General features: G+C 48.2%; 18 protein-coding genes, 8 tRNA genes and 1 rRNA gene. 8 read left to right on the top strand and 19 right to left on the bottom strand.

Annotation, left to right across the window (positions count from 1 at the left end; all coding sequences use genetic code 11):
- Entirely contained in the window at window positions 1–411 is a 411-nt protein-coding gene (locus tag ACZYR9_RS23815) for an alpha/beta hydrolase (protein WP_488980901.1), read from the bottom strand.
- A gap of 207 nt (window positions 412–618) precedes the next feature.
- Complete coding sequence (locus ACZYR9_RS23810) at window positions 619–2,202, bottom strand: bifunctional metallophosphatase/5'-nucleotidase (protein WP_488980900.1); 1,584 nt, start codon at window positions 2,200–2,202, stop codon at window positions 619–621.
- A gap of 194 nt (window positions 2,203–2,396) precedes the next feature.
- On the opposite strand from ACZYR9_RS23810, the gene ACZYR9_RS23805 reads away from it, so the two are divergent.
- Window positions 2,397–3,353: a phosphate/phosphite/phosphonate ABC transporter substrate-binding protein gene (locus ACZYR9_RS23805; protein WP_488980899.1), complete on the top strand. Its 957-nt coding sequence runs from the start codon at window positions 2,397–2,399 to the stop codon at window positions 3,351–3,353.
- A gap of 95 nt (window positions 3,354–3,448) precedes the next feature.
- On the opposite strand, the gene ACZYR9_RS23800 is transcribed toward ACZYR9_RS23805, so the two are convergent.
- The 5 genes from ACZYR9_RS23800 to ACZYR9_RS23780 all read right to left on the bottom strand — a co-directional run bounded on the left by ACZYR9_RS23800 (window position 3,449) and on the right by ACZYR9_RS23780 (window position 7,400).
- Window positions 3,449–3,802, bottom strand: a complete 354-nt coding sequence (locus tag ACZYR9_RS23800) for a hypothetical protein (protein WP_488980898.1) — start codon at window positions 3,800–3,802, stop codon at window positions 3,449–3,451.
- A gap of 103 nt (window positions 3,803–3,905) precedes the next feature.
- Window positions 3,906–4,679 (bottom strand): lipid II flippase Amj family protein, encoded by a 774-nt coding sequence (locus ACZYR9_RS23795; protein ID WP_488980918.1) that lies wholly within the window; start codon window positions 4,677–4,679, stop codon window positions 3,906–3,908.
- A 131-nt stretch (window positions 4,680–4,810) separates the two neighbouring features.
- Complete coding sequence (locus ACZYR9_RS23790) at window positions 4,811–5,584, bottom strand: ABC transporter permease (RefSeq protein WP_488980897.1); 774 nt, start codon at window positions 5,582–5,584, stop codon at window positions 4,811–4,813.
- The gene (locus ACZYR9_RS23785) at window positions 5,577–6,500 is read right to left on the bottom strand and encodes an ABC transporter ATP-binding protein (protein WP_488980896.1); all 924 of its coding nucleotides are present in this window, start codon (window positions 6,498–6,500) and stop codon (window positions 5,577–5,579) included. The genes ACZYR9_RS23790 and ACZYR9_RS23785 overlap by 8 nt, the downstream gene beginning before the upstream one ends.
- 87 nt (window positions 6,501–6,587) lie before the next feature.
- On the bottom strand, window positions 6,588–7,400 hold the full coding sequence (locus tag ACZYR9_RS23780) for a uroporphyrinogen-III synthase (RefSeq protein WP_488980895.1): 813 nt from the start codon (window positions 7,398–7,400) through the stop codon (window positions 6,588–6,590).
- Between the two features lie 370 nt (window positions 7,401–7,770).
- Between ACZYR9_RS23780 and ACZYR9_RS23775 the strand changes: the two genes are divergently transcribed.
- On the top strand, window positions 7,771–8,472 hold the full coding sequence (locus ACZYR9_RS23775) for a 3D domain-containing protein (protein WP_488980894.1): 702 nt from the start codon (window positions 7,771–7,773) through the stop codon (window positions 8,470–8,472).
- A gap of 133 nt (window positions 8,473–8,605) precedes the next feature.
- On the opposite strand, the gene ACZYR9_RS23770 is transcribed toward ACZYR9_RS23775, so the two are convergent.
- The gene (locus ACZYR9_RS23770; RefSeq protein ID WP_488980893.1) at window positions 8,606–9,667 is read right to left on the bottom strand and encodes a TRAP transporter substrate-binding protein; all 1,062 of its coding nucleotides are present in this window, start codon (window positions 9,665–9,667) and stop codon (window positions 8,606–8,608) included.
- 156 nt (window positions 9,668–9,823) lie between these two features.
- Here ACZYR9_RS23770 and ACZYR9_RS23765 point away from each other — a divergent pair, with 156 nt between their 5' ends.
- The 3 genes from ACZYR9_RS23765 (at window position 9,824) to ACZYR9_RS23755 (ending at window position 12,733) form a co-directional block, all read left to right on the top strand.
- Window positions 9,824–10,231 carry a hypothetical protein gene (locus tag ACZYR9_RS23765; protein WP_488980892.1) on the top strand — a complete coding sequence of 136 codons (408 nt, stop codon included), beginning with the start codon at window positions 9,824–9,826 and terminating at the stop codon, window positions 10,229–10,231.
- Window positions 10,232–10,375: 144 nt separating this feature from the next.
- Entirely contained in the window at window positions 10,376–11,950 is a 1,575-nt protein-coding gene (locus ACZYR9_RS23760; protein ID WP_488980891.1) for an ATP-binding protein, read from the top strand.
- 33 nt (window positions 11,951–11,983) lie between these two features.
- Window positions 11,984–12,733 carry a response regulator gene (locus ACZYR9_RS23755; RefSeq protein WP_488980890.1) on the top strand — a complete coding sequence of 250 codons (750 nt, stop codon included), beginning with the start codon at window positions 11,984–11,986 and terminating at the stop codon, window positions 12,731–12,733.
- 56 nt (window positions 12,734–12,789) lie between these two features.
- Here ACZYR9_RS23755 and ACZYR9_RS23750 read toward each other — a convergent pair whose 3' ends face one another.
- Together ACZYR9_RS23750 and ACZYR9_RS23745 are read right to left on the bottom strand one after the other, a co-directional pair.
- On the bottom strand, window positions 12,790–13,500 hold the full coding sequence (locus ACZYR9_RS23750; protein WP_488980917.1) for a DNA alkylation repair protein: 711 nt from the start codon (window positions 13,498–13,500) through the stop codon (window positions 12,790–12,792).
- 334 nt (window positions 13,501–13,834) lie between these two features.
- Window positions 13,835–14,392 (bottom strand): DUF4256 domain-containing protein, encoded by a 558-nt coding sequence (locus tag ACZYR9_RS23745; protein ID WP_488980889.1) that lies wholly within the window; start codon window positions 14,390–14,392, stop codon window positions 13,835–13,837.
- A gap of 324 nt (window positions 14,393–14,716) precedes the next feature.
- On the opposite strand from ACZYR9_RS23745, the gene ACZYR9_RS23740 reads away from it, so the two are divergent.
- Entirely contained in the window at window positions 14,717–15,055 is a 339-nt protein-coding gene (locus tag ACZYR9_RS23740; protein ID WP_488980888.1) for a tyrosine-type recombinase/integrase, read from the top strand.
- A gap of 240 nt (window positions 15,056–15,295) precedes the next feature.
- The gene (locus ACZYR9_RS23735) at window positions 15,296–15,727 is read left to right on the top strand and encodes a tyrosine-type recombinase/integrase (protein ID WP_488980887.1); all 432 of its coding nucleotides are present in this window, start codon (window positions 15,296–15,298) and stop codon (window positions 15,725–15,727) included.
- A 173-nt stretch (window positions 15,728–15,900) separates the two neighbouring features.
- Here the strand turns inward: ACZYR9_RS23735 and ACZYR9_RS23730 are convergent.
- From ACZYR9_RS23730 to ACZYR9_RS23720, 3 genes are all read right to left on the bottom strand, one after another.
- Window positions 15,901–15,971 (bottom strand) — tRNA-Gly (locus tag ACZYR9_RS23730).
- Between the two features lie 13 nt (window positions 15,972–15,984).
- Window positions 15,985–16,061, bottom strand: a tRNA-Pro gene (locus tag ACZYR9_RS23725).
- Window positions 16,062–16,074: 13 nt separating this feature from the next.
- Window positions 16,075–16,154: transfer RNA gene (locus tag ACZYR9_RS23720), tRNA-Leu, on the bottom strand.
- Between the two features lie 151 nt (window positions 16,155–16,305).
- On the opposite strand from ACZYR9_RS23720, the gene ACZYR9_RS23715 reads away from it, so the two are divergent.
- Window positions 16,306–16,677, top strand: coding sequence for a hypothetical protein (locus ACZYR9_RS23715; protein WP_488980886.1), 372 nt, complete (start codon window positions 16,306–16,308; stop codon window positions 16,675–16,677).
- Window positions 16,678–16,697: 20 nt separating this feature from the next.
- On the opposite strand, the gene ACZYR9_RS23710 is transcribed toward ACZYR9_RS23715, so the two are convergent.
- The 6 genes from ACZYR9_RS23710 to rrf form a co-directional block, all read right to left on the bottom strand.
- A tRNA-Leu gene (locus ACZYR9_RS23710) sits at window positions 16,698–16,781 on the bottom strand.
- 13 nt (window positions 16,782–16,794) lie between these two features.
- A tRNA-Leu gene (locus tag ACZYR9_RS23705) sits at window positions 16,795–16,880 on the bottom strand.
- A gap of 15 nt (window positions 16,881–16,895) precedes the next feature.
- Window positions 16,896–16,968, bottom strand: a tRNA-Lys gene (locus tag ACZYR9_RS23700).
- A 17-nt stretch (window positions 16,969–16,985) separates the two neighbouring features.
- A tRNA-Tyr gene (locus tag ACZYR9_RS23695) sits at window positions 16,986–17,071 on the bottom strand.
- A gap of 26 nt (window positions 17,072–17,097) precedes the next feature.
- Window positions 17,098–17,173 (bottom strand) — tRNA-Phe (locus tag ACZYR9_RS23690).
- 47 nt (window positions 17,174–17,220) lie between these two features.
- Window positions 17,221–17,337, bottom strand: a 5S ribosomal RNA gene (gene rrf / locus ACZYR9_RS23685).
- Window positions 17,338–17,347: the final 10 nt, after the last annotated feature.

Raw genomic sequence — 17,347 nt, 5'->3', positions numbered from 1 at the left:
CTAAAAACCTCTCTTGCGAAGCCAGGCACCGCAAACCTGCGTCCATGAGTGCGCCTGGAGATGATCCTCAGCGAGTCCCAATCCGTGACGTCCGCTCTCATATACATGAAGATCGAAAGGCACATGATTTCGGCTTAGCGCGGATGCAAACAATAACGAGTTCTCTACCGGAACGGATGCATCGTCTGCCGTATGCCACAGAAACGTCGGCGGCGTATCCGGGGATACCCTCTTCTCGTTGGACAAACCACCTTCATGTGCAGCTCTTCGCGTATAACCGCCTCCCGGGCAAACCACCACAGCGCAAGCCCGCTTCTCGCTTTCCACTATGTATGGAACGAGCGTCGGCTTGTCCTCAAGCTCTTCGCCCAGCGCCCCCGGTGCTCCTTCAGGCCGCAGCAAAATACTCATTCCAAACACCTCCATCATGGCAAATATGGCTAGGATCGTTTCCCAAATCATACTATAAAAGCGGTATTTCATAAACGGTTTTCAACCGCTCCGCCTAACGGCAACAAAAAAAACCGGAGAAGGCCGCTTCCCCAGTTTCATTCATAAACCGGACCTTTCGAGATGTCCAGCCGTATCAATCTTCGCTTGCGATCCGGATCGCCTCGCTCAATCCCATACCACTTCCCAGTTCCGGTTCAGCGTCGCCTCAATCGTACCCCGCTCCATGATATAGCCGGCCAGCAGCTCCGCCATGTCCGTAGGAATATCCGTGATCACGGGCTTCCTTTGGAACATGGGATAATTTCCTCCCCCGCCTGCACGATAATTGTTCATAACCACGTCATATTCCGCTAAGGGATCGATCGAGCGGCCTTGATAGGTTAACTGCACCACCCGCTCCCCGACCGGACGTGAGATGTTAATCCGGTATTCGATGCCTTCCCACATATCGTAGTTATAATGCTGCGGCTTCGGGTCGCTAAACTCGGGACTTACTTTAATGGGACCGTGTCCGTCGTACCGCTCAAAATAGGCGCCGGACCTCTCCAAAGCATCCTTGATGTCCTGTCCCGTCACCCTGATGACCTGCAGAGTATTCGGATAAATGTAATTCGATACAATATCGCGCATCGTAATATGCTCGGGAAAGCCCGGTGAAATATTATCGAACAGCGCCGTATTGGAGATTGAAGCTCCGGACAGCTCCATCTGCACTTTATTGATGAATTCGATCAACGGATGCTCCTGAAGCCTTACCTGCATCGGATCGGTGATTCTCATGTTTCCAAACAGACGGCCGATCGGCTGATCCAGCCAGATTTGCGTCAGTTCTTCGTGTGGACGCATGAGCGAAAGAAGCTGCGGATCCGGCTCTATTCCTTTAACGGGTATAAGTTCGGATGTTTTGGACATGATCCGGTAACGGCCGTCCTCTTTGCACAAAGTCAGCCGGACTTTCCCAAGGCAGGCTCCCGCGCTTCCCGGCTGCACAATCAGAACGCCGCCGATCTCTTTACCGGCAAGCATTCGGTGCTGATGGCCCGTAAGGAGCACATCGATACCTTCCACCTCGGAGCAGAGCGCATAGCCCTGATTTTCTCCCGTCGGCGGCTCCGCCATGTCTCCCGTATCCAGATGCCGTTCGAACCCCCCATGATAGGAAACGATAACGACGTCCGCTTTTTCCGCTTCCCGCAAATAACGAACCCACCGTCGCGCCGTATCCACGGCATCGTCGAACCGCAGGCCCGCAATATGCTCCGCTTTCTCCCAATTGGGGATATACTGCGTCGTTAGTCCAAGAACCGCCACCTTGCAATCCCCGCCGTATGTTTTGATCATATAGGGCTTTCCAAAATACGGCTCCCCCGTCGCAGCCTTCACGATATTGGCGCTGAGCCAAGGAAATCCCGATTCCGATACCGCCTTATTCAGCAATTCGATTCCATAGTTAAATTCATGATTGCCAATGATTCCCGCATCGTATCCCAGCTCGTTTAAGCCTTGAATCATCGGACTCGGGTTATCCTTATTCAGCTTGGCATGGTAATAGGCCAGGGGGGTTCCTTGTATAAGATCGCCGTTATCGATGACCAGCACGGCAGCTTCCTTGCGCCGTTCTTCTCTAATCAGCGTAGCGATTTTAGCAAAACCCGAATCGGTCGGGCTATTATTAGCATATTGAATGGGAAGCATATTTCCATGAATGTCGCTGGTTTCCAAAATCGTGATGGTTATACAGGTGGACATCCTTGCATCAACTCCAGTATTCGTTGGCTGAGACTCACTATATCAAATTATTGGTAAAAGTGCTATCGCCGGCATGAAACGTGTTTATAAAGTATAGGAGATGGCTTTCAAACCATAGGTATAACCGCTAAATCGAAATATGTTATATTGTTAAAAGCATTGGATTGAATATATTTACATGGAGGTCAATAAATATGTTCAAAATAGTCGCCACAATCAGCTTATCTCTGGCTATTATGGCCGGAATTGCAGCTGGATGCAGTTTACAGCAGGGACATACGTCCGTAACACAGGAGGATCGGCGGGAAGCTCCCGCAGCCGGTTATGTTCCAGAAAAACTGAGGGTTCAATTCGTCCCCTTACAGAATACAGAGACACTGGAAGCCAAAGCAAAGCCTCTGGAGAAGCTTCTTAGCGATAAGCTGAACATCCCTGTGGAGGTTTCCGTTTCGACAAGCTACAATACCCTCATTGAAGCGATGTCCTCCAAGCAAGCGGATATCGGCTTCCTGACTCCGGAGGCTTACGTCCTTGCCCATGACCGGGAAAAAGCAGCCGACCTGCTCCTGCAAGCTCAGCGCTATGGCATTGAGGACGCCACGGGTGCGGAAGCCATGGATCTGGTCGATTTTTACAAAGGCATGGTGATCGTTAAAGCCAACTCCCCGATCAAAGAATTGAAGGATCTCATAGGCAAAAAAATAGCCTGGCAAGGCGTTGCTTCTTCTGCCGGCTATGTATGGCCTGCCCATGAATTGAAAAAAGCCGGTATCAATCCGGAGAAAGATGTCACCGGCATCGAAGTCAAGGGCCATGACAAAGGCGTGCACGCCGTGTTAAACGGCCAAGTGGACGCGGCCGCCGTCATTCAAGACGCACGAAATACGGTGAAAAAGGACAAGCCGGATGTGTTCCAGCAAACGCGCGTGCTTGCCTTTACCCCCCCTATCCCCAACGATACGATCGCTGTCCGCAATGATATGGATCAAGCTTGGCGAGACAACATCGCTCAGGCGTTCATCGATATAGGGAATGATCCTGACGGCTCGAAAATCATTTACGAAATTTTTTCCCACCGCGGATACGTAAAATCTGACGACCGGAAATTCGATATCGTTCGCGAATACTTCAAGGATGCCGGTCAAAAGTAACCTTCGCTCGCATCGCAAAGAAACAGTCTGCGAGCGCAGACTGTTTCCAATCGTGACCAAGCCTCTGATGCAGGGGCTTTTTTATCGGGTCGATTTCACTTTTTCTCATATCCGGGGTGATTGTAATCGGTATTTTGCAGCTCCTGTAAAATGTTCATGCTCCGAATATGCTGCTTGGTTTCCTCCGTGCCGATCTGGTAGATGGCCCGATAAACATCGATGATTTCCTCGTTGAATTCTTCTGTGGCCGGATCATGATCGGCCGATTTGTAAGGAATAGGTGCCCTTAGATGGGTATGGTCGTCACCTTGCTTCTGCCTATCCAACAAAATCTGCAAATCATTAATTTCATTTTCCGTCGCCAACACCTGCAGTTGTTCCGCTCTTGAAGGCTCGTATTCTACGGATTTGCCCGAAACGGATACATAATAATGTTTTTTATCATTCATTTGTGGAACCTCCTCCTGGGTTAACTATAGTAAGTAATACCACGAGGAGTATGGTGATGAAACAAAACAAAACGGCTCCGACGCGGTCTTGGGACAATCGGACTTAACTGACATACCAAGCAATAAACTGTGCGCCCGGCGCCAGAAAAAAATGCGCCAACAGCGTACCTGCAAGCCTGGACAGCATAAGGAAGCCGAACATTCTGTTCATTTCATTCAAACTCGTTTTGCCTGCCATCGCTTTATCCGTGAGCAGCGCTACCCTCGGGTCGATAAAAACCGTCAGCAGGATCGTTGCCACCCCGTTGATCAAGCCCGACGATTGAGAAGCGGCCGTAGAATGCTCCGGGACGAGATACGATGCATAAAGCGCCGAGAGTACACCCACGGTGTAAATGCCGGTAACCAGCGTATTCAAAAGAAGCAGCCGCTTAGGTATCCCACCCACCCGAAGCCGCTTAAGCATCTCCCACCGGGGAAAACGCATATTGCTTTTAACTCGCCTAAGCTTGTCGACGGAAACGGATTCCCGCACAAGCAAGGGAATCGAGCCTGCCGCCTCCAGACGGGACACCAGACGCACGGAAATAAAAACCATCGTCGGAAACAAGAGAATGGCCAGCAGCGTGCCCGCCGCAGCCCCCGCCAAAATCAGATGGAACTGCCATTCCAACGGAGTTCCCGGTTCAAGGATGGCCGAATCGATTAACCCGCCGGTAAGCGGCCCCTGCACCAAATTCGAAGTCCGCGACACCAAAAGGATGATGCCCGTTATAGATAAAGCCACAGCCAGCTTACCGGCACGGATCCCGGCGAGCCTGACGGCGTAAGCCAGCGTCTCCGCGGCATGAATCACTATAGTCAATAGGATCACCATCAGCAATTCTGCGGTCAAACCGTATCCCTCCCTTCGCAGCGCTCCTTTGGACTGATCCTCCGGAACAGCGTTTATAATACAAAAAAGTGATGGCCCGCTCCGTTAGGAACAGCTGCCATCACATATATTCATCAGCTTCCGGCTACGTCCCTTTTGGTAAAAAGCAGCCAGGAGACACCGTAAAAGACGATCCAATAAACGATCAGTATGGTTACCGAGAAGCCAAGCGTCATGCCCGAAACCAGCGGACTTCCGCCGAACACGTAGGGAGACAAGTCCGTGTTGGCAAACAAGAAGTATTTTATCCAGGTATACCTGAGCTGGGCCAGTACGGCCATCGTCGGCGCAGACGTGAGCATTAGGAATATGGACAGTCCGATCGCAAGCGAGCTGCTGCGGAAAACGGTAGAGATCATAAAGGCCAGTGTCGCGGTCATGACAATTTGGATGGCCTTCAGCCCGTACGTCTGTAAAATGGAGGAAACCGTACTATCCGGAGCAACGATTCCGCCTACGCCGAAAAGAAGCAGGCCCGTAAAATAAGAAATAACCAATAAAACAAGCAAAAGCGTAACTATAAAAAGCAGTACCGTCACATACTTGGACCAAAGAATTTTTCCCCGGGACGACGGTCGGATCAGCAGCAGCTTAATTGTCCCCCATGTAAACTCGGCAGCCACGATATCCCCCGCCACAATCACAGTAAATATCGTAACAAGCGAGGTCAGGCTCGTCGCAATAACCATAAACTGCAGGACATGATCCATGCCCGTTTCAATAACATACTTCATCAGTACGCCCATGGCGATGACCGAGAGCGCCAAAATCGTCAGCATGACCCACGTGCGCAATCGGGTGTAGATTTTCATGTGTTCATTCTGTACAAGCCGGACAAAGCTAGACAATCCGATTCCCCCTTGTCACTTCGAGGAATTGATCCTCCAGCGTTTTGATCTGTGTACGAATACCGTATACCCCGATTCCCGCGTTCACCAAACGGGCATTCAGCTCCGCTATAGCCTGCCGCTGTCCCGGCAAAGTCACAATGAGCTCCGAGCCGTCGGCTCTGGCCGGCACTTCATCGGCCAGCATTTCGAGAGCCTGGGCAAGCTTGTCCACCTCGAAGCGTACCTCCATGGTTTCCGACTCCATTGGAGCGTTTTTGAAGGAACGGACGTCCAACAGCCGGCCATTCTGAATGATGGCCACCCGGTCGCACATTAACTCCATCTCGGAGAGCAGATGGCTGGAGACAATAACCGCAATTCCCTCCTCGCGCGCCAGCCGCCGCAAATAATCGCGCAGCTCACGGATTCCTTCCGGGTCGAGCCCATTGGTCGGCTCGTCCAGCACCAGCACTGAAGGGCGGTGGAGGATGGCCTGGGCTACGCCAAGCCTCTGGCGCATTCCGAGTGAGTACGTTTTCACCTTATCCTGAATTCGGTTCTCCAAGCGAACCAGCTCAACGACTTCATCTATTCTGTCTTGTCCAACATTGGGCATCATCCGGGCAAAATGAACCAGATTCTGATAACCGCTCATAAAGCCGTAAAATTCCGGATTTTCCACAATCGCACCGACATGCACCATCGCTTGCTCAAACTCGGTTCGGACGCTGTGGCCTTGGACCTTCACTTCTCCTTCAGTGATCGACATCAGTCCGACCATCATCCGAATCGTAGTTGTTTTCCCTGCCCCGTTCGGCCCGAGAAAACCAAACACTTCGCCAGGCATGACTTCAAAGGATAGTCCGTCAACAATAGTTTTGGAACCGATCTTCTTCGTCAGCCTTTCAAGCTGAATTACAGAAGGACTGCTCATATGGCCTCCAGATAAAAAAAAGTATGGTACGCTCTTCCCAGCAGGAAAAAGTATACCATACCTAATGAATATGACCAAGCGTCCCCATTAGCCTTCATTTTCTTCGTAATACTTGGCCAAGCTGACAATCATACTGCCCATTCTTTCCTCAGCAGGTGCTACAACACGGGAAATCCCTTCATCGCGAAGCGCTTCCGCCGTTACCTTTCCTACCGCAAGAGCAACCACATTGCGGCTGAACGCCGACTTCACCTGCTCCTCCAAGCCCTGCTCGCGGGCATAGGACATCAGAAAACGGACTTGAGGCGTGCTTGTAAACGTAACGGCATCCAGCTGCCCTTCTATAATTTCCGACAAGAGCTGATTAATTACGGTTAACTCCGGGGGGACATGCAAATACGGAAGAATTTCATAGTACTGAGCCTGCTGGTCGCGCAGCCATGCCACCAGACGAGGCGCATGGTCTCCATACAGCTGCAGCGCTACCCTGCGGCCGTGCAGGTCATACGGCTTCAGTGCCCTTAAAATGCCTACCGTTGTGCCGTCGTCATCCCTCACCTTGGGTTCCAATCCAAGAGACTTCAAGTACTTTACTGTCTTGTACCCTCTGGCCGCAATCTGTGTACGCCTTAAAGTATCGATGAGCGCATCGGCAACCCCCATGGACTCCGCCGCTTGAACCAGCATCTCCGTCCCCACACCGGTAGTGAAGATAATCCAGTCCGTTCCGTTCTCGATAAGCTTAGTGATCTCCTTCTCCACTTTCGCCCTCTCGATGGCTACCGTGCCTTGAGCAGGACGAACAAACGGGATGCCTCCCAGCTTCTCCACCATAACGCTCAGCTCGGCGGCCTTCCTCGGTCCCGTGAGCGCGATTCTCTTTCCCTCTAATCTGCGCATATCTTCTCTCCCCGTATCCTCTAGGATCTTCCGTACGAAAAATGGCTGGTATATTCGCTTGAAGATGCCCAAAACAAATTATGTCAATGATCTTATCTATGAGCGTAGTTTATCTTTACATCCTATTTGTATTAGTAATATACCTTATGGGTCGGGAAGATTCAATACATATCTGCTTATAACATTCATAAATTGTGCTTATGTATCACAAATAACCGAACATTTAGATAAGAGATCAATAATTTGTTCGTTTATTATGTTTTCTGAAATTTTTCAACCACGATGGTAGATACAGGTTTATCTTCTGTCCATCCGGGCAAATCTAGTACTATCACTTCTATAAACTTAGATTCAGAGGAGGATTCACTGAATGAACTGGTTAAGACGACTAACGATGTTATGTTTACACCTGCTGCTGTATATATACATTGGGGCTGTTCCCGCAGCGGCTTACAGCAGCTATGACGAATACTATGAATCTTGCTGCCTTTCCGCCTCCTATTTTTATTCCGGAGAGAATGCGAACCAGGCTCCCGAGCTTGTTGTTCCGTCAACCCTATCATACGAAGTCAAGTCGGGAGATACGATATACAAAATCTCAAGGTCCTTCGACATTCGTCTTCAAGACTTACTCGCTGCGAACCCGACAATTCAGCCCCAACATCTCACGATTGGACAGCTGCTGGATATTCCAACGGCTGAGGCCAAGCTGCAGCTTCCCGACGGACAAATGAATACGGTAAGCCAAGTGCTTACCTCCACTCTTACCGCCTATACTGCCGGAGTCGAATCAACGGGTAAAACTCCCTCCCATCCGGCCTACGGCATTACATCCAGCGGGAGCAGGGCCGAAGAAGGACGGACGATCGCCGTAGACCCGTCGCTTATTCCAATCGGAACGACCGTATATATCGACGGTATCGGCATTCGTACGGCCGAGGATACCGGTTCCGCGATCCGCGGCTCGCGTGTAGACCTCTATATGGAGGATGTACGGAAAGCGCGTCAATTTGGCGTAAAAAAGAATGTTAAAGTGTATGTCTTGGGCAAGGAAGCTGCACGGACCGGCTAGTTCGCGCCAGCCTGCATAAAAACTTCACAAAACAGCGCGGGGGCTATCCTCATCACTCCATGAAGGACAGCCCCTTATCTGTGATTTGCAAGATTTCATTTCCGTTTCCGGAGTCGCCTTTCAGGGAATGCTCTCAGTCACCTCCATATTTTTTTTGAAGCTCACGGATACGTTCGATAGTATCTTTGCCAATAACTTCTTCAAATTCTTTATAAATCGGCTCCCAAGTGCGCATCCATTCCTGCCTTTCCTCCGGCGTTTGAATATGGATTTCCATCATGGACCGGTTGCGAAGCTCCTGAAGCTGACGCTTGTTCATCTCGATGGCATTTTGGTTCGCCCAAGCCGTAGTCTCCTTTAGCGCCTCGTTGATCAAGACCTTCAAATCGTCAGGGAGATGATCCCAATATTCTTTATTCATCAGTACCGCATACCCTAAATACCCGTGATTGCTTATCGTCATATATTTTTGGACCTGATAAAATTTTTTGGAATCGATGTTGCTGATTGCATTCTCCCCACCGTCAACGAATCCCGATTCCAATCCGCGATATACTTCATCGAATGGAATGGCTACAGCTTTGGCCCCGAACAATCTAAACTGGGCTTCAATCACATCACTGGGCATGATTCGAAATTGCTGTCCTTTAAAATCATCCGGATGAATGAGCGGACTATGGGCCGAGGTCATTTGTTTAAAGCCGTTGCTCCAGTATGAAAGCCCTATCATATTTTTATTCTTTAATTTTTTGGCAAGAATGCTTCCTATTTCTCCATCAAATGCTTCTTGGACCGCCTCGTCCGTCATAAAAGCATAAGGAAGGTCAAAAGCCTGCCAGGCCGGGACATATTGGGAAATTTTCGAAAACGCTGGAGCAATCATCTGAATATTTCCTTTCATCAGTGCATCCATTTCGTCCGTGTCGTTGTAAAGGACCGCGTTGGGGAACACCTCAACCTTGACGCGCTTGTCCGTTTTCTGGTAAACGCGGCGGGCAAAATCTTGAGCGGCCAAGCCTTTGGGCGTATTTTCCGCAACCACGTGACTGAATTTGATGACGATTTCCTTTTCAAACCCTTCCTGTTCATCATCACTAACGACAGGAGCGGAGCTTAATGTGGGATAAAATCCGATAGTGACCGCCGCCGCAAGGCCGATTAATATGACAAGCATCGTTCCGAGCAACCGTCTCACATCCGCAGCCTCCACCCTTATCAGGATTTCAAAAACTTAAGCACAGTATACCATGAATTCATTCGTTCCGGCAGAACAAATGAATTTAGAGCTTGACGGTTAAACTAACCAAAAACACTGGCGGCCGCGGCCAAACGTCCGAGGAGGAGTAGCCCCATGATGCTTAAAGGTTATATTGTCCGCCTGCTCTGTTGTATCTCTCTCATTGTGCTTATTGCCAGCGGGTGCGGACAAAAGCAGCAAACGTCAAATCCAAGCCAGCAAAGCTCGAATCAACAAAATAACAGACCGATCGATGCCGAGCTTCAGCAGTACATGAAAATGTACCAGGAAATTAAACAGGAAGAATTAAAACAACAGGAAAAAATACGAAAAAATGAGAAGCAGCAGCTGAAAAAGCTCCAAAAGCAGCAGCAGGAAATGCTGAAGCGTGAGCTCGAATTTCAAGAGAAAGCCCGGAAAGGCAATAATCCGTGGTCAAGCTCAAATAAAAAAGGGACATCGTCGGGCCAGCAGCAAGGCCAAAAGCAGCAGGGCGATGGCAATCAAAACGGAGGAAGTTAAAACAGGCCTGCCATGCCCGTCTTTGTGCTTTCCTGAGTTCAAATGACGGGCATGTTTATTCCCATTGGCCTCAGCTTGGTGTATGATTAGAATATAATGGCTGTCAGTCATTCACCAATGGGAAAGGGGACTTCCTGCCAAAGCATGCTGCAGCGTTTAAAAATTAATTGGAAAATCGCCATTTTATCTTTCGGTATCGTTCTTTTCTCGCTGTGCATTGCTGGAAGCGTTCTTATGGGCGGCATTATCCGCATGAAAGAGGAGGATCTCGGCTGGCGGCTGCTTGTAACCGCGCGAACAGTGGCCCAGATGCCTGAAGTGGTTGCCGGCCTTACCCAGCTTGATCTTCGTACAGGTGTCCAGCCTGCTGTAGAACGCATTCGTATCATCAATGACGTCACTTACATCGTTGTAATGGATATGAATCGGGTACGGCTCTCTCACCCGGTTGAGAGCCGAATCGGTACGATATCCAGCGGCTCGGACGAGGGCTCCGCCTTCGCGGAACACACCTATATCTCCAAGGCGAAAGGAGAGCTTGGTACGGCGCTGCGCGCGTTCGTGCCCATCATGCACGATAATGTTCAAATCGGAGTCGCGCTGGTCGGCCTCATCATGCCGACGGTAGGCCAGGTGCTTCTCGAGCTCTCCGGTCAAGCTTATATCGTTTTGCTTCTCTCTCTTTTATTCGGGTTTTGGGGATCCTGGAAGCTGGCCCAGCACATCAAGCAGCAAATGTTTGAGCTGGAGCCGCACGAAATCGCCAGGCTGCTGGTTGAGCGCACAGCAACCTTTCATGCGATGCATGAAGGCATCATTGCCATTGACAAGAATGAGCGAATTACGATATTTAATGAAAAAGCGAAGCAAATGCTGAAAATATCGGGAGACGTCATCGGCAAACAGATTAATGAGGTGATTCCTGATACGCGCCTGCCGGAAATACTCAAAATGAATCATCCCGTCTATAATCAGGAGCAGGCCATCGGTACGGATATCATTATGAACACTCGTGTACCGATAACGGTTAACGGTCGTACGGTAGGGGCTGTAGCGATTTTTCAGGATCGGACGGAAGTGACGCGAATGGCCGAGGAGCTGACCGGCGTGAAGGCTTTCGTCGATGCCCTCCGTGTTCAAAACCACGAGTATATGAACAAGCTTCACACGATAGGAGGCTTGATTCAGCTTGGAAACAACAAAAAAGCGCTCGACTATTTATTTGACGTAACGGTGCAAAAAGAAGAGCTGACCCGCTTTCTTACCCAGCGTATCCAAGACGACAGCCTGACAGGGCTTCTTTTGGGTAAGATCAGCCGCGGACGCGAGCTTGGCATTGAAGTCATGATTGATCGTCAAAGCCGATTGGAACGTTTTCCCGAACGACTCGATCATCACGACTTTGTCATTTTGCTCGGAAACCTGTTGGAGAATGCTTTTGACGCTCTTCAGCACGTTCAACGGGATAAACACATTTTCGTCAGCATTGAACAGGATGAACAGGTCCTCTCCGTGCTCGTGGAAGATAATGGCTGCGGCATGGACGCCGTTACCCGCGCGCGGATTTTTGAACGCGGCTACACTACGAAAGGCGGCAGCGAGCGAGGAATTGGACTTCATTTGATTGCCGGTATGGTGGACAAAGGGGGGGGGACCATCGAAATCGACTCCACCCTTGGGGAAGGAACCACATTTGTGGTCTCGTTCCCGATGGACTAATGTTGATATAAAGAACGAGGCAGGGATGAACCTATGGATGTAACGAAGTTTCCAAACCTCAAGCTATTCCGTGTTGTGCTGGTCGAAGACGACCCTATGGTTCAAGAGGTGAACCAGCAATTTATCGAGCGGGTAGAAGGCTTCCAAGTGATCGGCATCGCTTCCAGCGGAGATGAAGGGCTCCGCATGATAAAAGAGATGAAACCAGACCTGATGATTCTGGATATTTTCATGCCGGTGCAGGACGGCATCGAAACGTTGATGCAAATTCGAAGGCAGCAGCTGCCTGTCGATGTTATTGTGATCAGCGCAGCTAACGATATGCGTACCATTGAGCGGATGCTGCAGAACGGAGCGGTCGATTACATTATAAAGCCGTTTAAATTTGACCGTGTTAAACAATCGCTTGAGCACTACCGGAGCATGAAAGAAACGCTCCAAAGCGAGCACGCGGCAACCCAAAGCGAGCTTGACCGAATCCTATACGGTTTTCAGCAAGCACCCTCTTCATTTGCGGCGGCTTCAGATGCAGCGGCAGTTCAAGAACTGCCTAAAGGTCTGCAGGCCTTAACCTTGAAGCAAATTTTGCATTTTTTATGGGGCCAAGTGAATCCGCTTTCAGCAGAAGAAGTAGCCGAAGGCGTAGGCATCGCCCGGGTCACAGCACGCCGTTACTTGGATTATTTAGAAAAAAGCGGTCAGGTACGCCTCGATCTGCAGTACGGTGTAGGGCGTCCCATGAACAAATATGTTCTTTCATCCCGAATGGAAGAATCTCATTGAAGGTATATGATCAAATAACCCGTGCAGTGATATGGTTATCACTTGCACGGGCTTTTTCAACATATACAGGTCTTTTTCTTCTTGCCGATTTTGCCCGCCTGTTTCACTTTGTCAATGTATTCCGACGCCAACGGAACTTTGCAAGCGGTTGCCCCGACATCCACATGTACCTTACCGATCGCTTCAGCCACCCTCAATGCATCCTCATGCAAATCGGCTACATAACTGCCAACTGCAATCACGAATGAATTCATGGTATAGCGGACTCGATTCATTTTATCATGCACGGTCGTTTCCACCTGTCTTAAGAGCTGCCTAATTTCATTTATATCCAAAAGCTCGTCGGGAGTAATCGAGATGTAGTTCGCATATGTGCTCCAGCCGCAAGTGGCTATCATTTCCTCTGGTGACCTTATCCATTCTCTCGCTAATTCAACGGCATGCGGACTTTCGGCGGCAATCCAAGCTACCGTATACTCAGCAATCATATACCAATTGGCTGCTCGTACCCAATCCTGAAGCATTTCTTTTGTTGCCGTTTTTGGATTAACGCTGAGTCCTGCCAAATACATTGCATCACTATTTCCGGTTTCATATAACGCACGTGCAAGCTGCTGGTCTTTTTTCACATCCTTGACCAGCTTTTTTAAATCGCCTACCTTAACTCCAAACAAAGGCTCTTTCGCCCCGTGGCGCATGAAGATCTGTTTTGTTTGCTCCGATCCCATTTCTTCAAGTTTGCTCATAATTTGGTTTAAAGTAGTCATTTTATCCGCCTTTCTTGTTTTGTATGAACAAAATAAAACCTTGAGTTTACAAGGTTTCGGTTTTAAGCGGGTGATGGGAATCGAACCCACGCCACCAGCTTGGAAAGCTGAAAATGCGGGTCTGATGATTTCCGATTAAGTCCGAAAAAGCTTGATTTTACTGGGGTTATACAAACCACTCTCTGATGTATTGGGGTTCAAGCTGGGGACGAATGTTTAATTTCGTCCCCAATTCGTCCCCATCATATCCCTAAGCTGGTGGTGTTAAACATGCACCGTATGCGGGAACAGGATATCCCGGGATTATATGCAGAATTCCGCGAAATCCTTGATCTTAGACCCTTAGCGAGCCACGGAACCCCCTAGCAGCATAGTAGGATTCTGCTCCATTGTGGTATACAAAGACCGTGTCGTAGCGGCGATCACAAAAGAGAGCCCCGCCGAGCCTTCGAATACGGGCAGGCGTTTGAACCCAACTCGATGTTTTCATATCGAAATTTCCATGTTGCTGCAGTTTCCGGTATTGTTCTTCTGTTAAAAGCTCAATCCCCATGTCAGCTGCCATATCAATTGCATTATTATCCGGTTTATGTTCTTTCCTTGACTCCAACGCTTCACGGTCGTAACAAACGCTTCTGCGACCTTTAGGACTTTCCGCCGAACAATCATAGAAAATGTATTCGCCCGTCTTATTATCATAACCAACAACATCCGGTTCGCCGCCGGTTCTTTCCATTTCATTGAGCGGCCAAAGTTTTGCGATATTCGCTTCTAGCCTGGCTTGTAATTCGGCCCATTCAAGACCCTTGTGGCGGTTCAAGTTTTTCTCAAAGCGGGCTTTCAATGTTCGGAGCAGTTCTTCGCGTTGTTCAGATGACAATTCCATTGACATGTTCGTTTCCCTCCTTCAATGATCGCGGCATGACCACGGTACCGCATAAAGAAAGCCGAAGCATTGTTCACGGCAGGCAATGTTATCGGTAACGCGGCATTAAAGTCTACTTCTTAATGAGCAACACACAGCACTCCACATGCATCGTATGTAAGGCAATGCCATACGGGAAATTTTACCCAAACAAATATATCACAAATGTATAACCTATCGTCTAAGTAAAATCCAATCATTTTTAGATAAAACAAAATATTCAAGTATCAATTTTTATTATTGATCAAAATGGATAATAGTATTAATCAAATTTTAGAAAGGAAAGGTATTATGGCGTCAATCGATAAAAGGGGGCCTAATTCATACCGACTCATTGTTGAAGCCGGTTATGATGCAAACGGTAAAAGGATCAAAAAGATGAAAACGGTTCGTACAAATACGAAAAAAGAGGCTATGTCAGAGCTTGCAAAATTCCAGATAGAGGTCGAGGCAGGAGAGTATATCTCCCCAGAGAAAATGACATTATCAGCTTTTGTTGACGAGTGGAAAGAAAAATATGCATCAAGGAACCTAGCCCCCTCCACAATGAAAGTGTATATGGAACATATTAGACAACACATCCTCCCTAAATTTGGCCATTTGCAGCTCAATCAGAACCATACAAGTTGAAACTTTTATTAATGATCTTAGCAAATCTGTTTCGAATTCTAAACCACTGTCCGATTCTACCGTGCTTTACATTTACAAAGTATTAAAACATTTAATTACTAAAGCTGTAGAATGGAGATTGCTTCAAAAAAATCCAATGGATAAGATAAAACAGCCCAAAGTTCAAAGGAAAAAAATGAATTATTATGACGAGAAAGAAGCACGGGAGTTAATCGCGGCACTTTCAAAAGTACCGGTGGGATGGCGCCTTTACTACCTTGGTTGTATGCTCGGCGGCTTTCGTCGATTACGATATGTAAAAGCATTCCTTTGACATTAAATGGACAGGCCATTGAAAAATTGCCTAAAACCGATTATTCGATTCGTGAAGTCGATATGCCTGCTTGGTATATGAATGAATTAAGGGATTATCGAGATCAATGGTTGCAAGAAAAACAACTTCAGGGTGATTCCTGGTTAGGCGGCGATAAAGAGTATGTATTCCACAGTGGAAATGGTAAACCGTATTATTACTCTAGACCTAGTCACAACTGGAAGGTTTTCATCAGGAGGCATCAATTAAAAGAAATTCGATTGCATGATCTCAGACACAGTGCCGCGACACTCCTAATCGAAGAAAATGCATCACTCAAAGCGATTCAGGGCGGCTCGGTCATTCCAAGTTTGAGGTGACTGCTGATTTTTATGCTCACGTGACAAAGAAGGTCTCTCGGGACACAGCAAACAAGCTAGAAAAGTTTAACCCGAAAAATTTCGTCCCCAATCCGTCCCCAAATGACATTTCAGATCAGATGTAACACCCCATAAGAATAAAAAAAACCTTGATTAACAAGGTTTTCTCAGTAAGCGGGTGATGGGAATCGAACCCACGCCACCAGCTTGGGAAGCTGGAGTTCTGCCATTGAACTACACCCGCAATTTAATTAAAATGGTCGGGACGACACGATTTGAACATGCGACCCCCTGGTCCCAAACCAGGTGCTCTACCAAGCTGAGCTACGTCCCGATAATCTATTTTATGCCGGTAGAGGGACTTGAACCCCCACGGTTTCCCTCACGATTTTGAGTCGCGCGCGTCTGCCAATTCCGCCATACCGGCTCATCACTTCTACCCTATGACCAAAGACCGTTACATAGAGTAACAGGTATTAATATATCAGGATTCGAGTCAAAATGCAACTTCGATTTTATTGTGTGATATATTATAACTAGCAACATACATTAAGTTTCCTAATTCATAAGGGGGAGATATGATAAAGAAAAGTATGTTTTTCATCATCCTTCTAATGTTGAGTGTTTGCTTAGTTTCCATGTCCGCGTTATTAGGAGACAATATTGAAAGCTATGAAGAGTTTAGAAATGCAGCATTCGGTTTTCCCGTTCCCTTTTTATATCAGGATTTATACGCTACAGGGGCAGGAGGATACGAAGGGGGATTCCCCCGTAGATTTGGCTTGCAAACGGACTTTCTCGACAAAGACCCTGAGTTTAATTTTAACAAAGTTAATTTTCTGCTCTCAGTAACCCTTGTTTTTGGTGTGGCTGTATCCATCTATTTTATTAATTTGCATATATCCATATTTAAATTTAATAGAGACAAAAAAACAAGGAACCCATTTTAAGGCTCCTTGTTTTTTAGCTATGCGCTCGAGAGGACTCGAACCTCCACGGCTGTTACCCCACTAGAACCTGAATCTAGCGCGTCTGCCAATTCCGCCACGAACGCATATTAGAAATGATGGTGCGGTTGAGAGGACTCGAACCTCCACGAGCGTACGCCCACTACCCCCTCAAGATAGCGTGTCTGCCATTCCACCACAACCGCATGTGCAATTGAAAGTGAGCCATGTAGGACTCGAACCTACGACACCCTGATTAAAAGTCAGGTGCTCTACCAACTGAGCTAATGGCTCATATTATAATGAGTAAGTGGTGGAGGATGATGGATTCGAACCACCGAACTCGTCAGAGAACAGATTTACAGTCTGCTGCGTTTGGCCGCTTCGCTAATCCTCCACAATTAGAAGAATGTATGCCGTTCATGGTGGCTCGGGACGGAATCGAACCGCCGACACGAGGATTTTCAGTCCTCTGCTCTACCGACTGAGCTACCGAGCCCGACTGTACAATCTTTATAACGCAATTCCCACTCTTGTGGAAAGCTCGCTTGGCGACGTTCTACTCTCCCAGGACCCTGCGGTCCAAGTACCATCGACGCTGGAAGGCTTAACGGTCGTGTTCGGTATGGGTACGCGTGGTTCCCTTCCGCCATCATCACCAAACTAAGAGTTT

The organism is Paenibacillus sp. F024, assembly GCF_057814255.1.
Note: the sequence above shows the minus strand (reverse complement) of the source record. Positions and strands in the feature narration are given on the sequence as shown.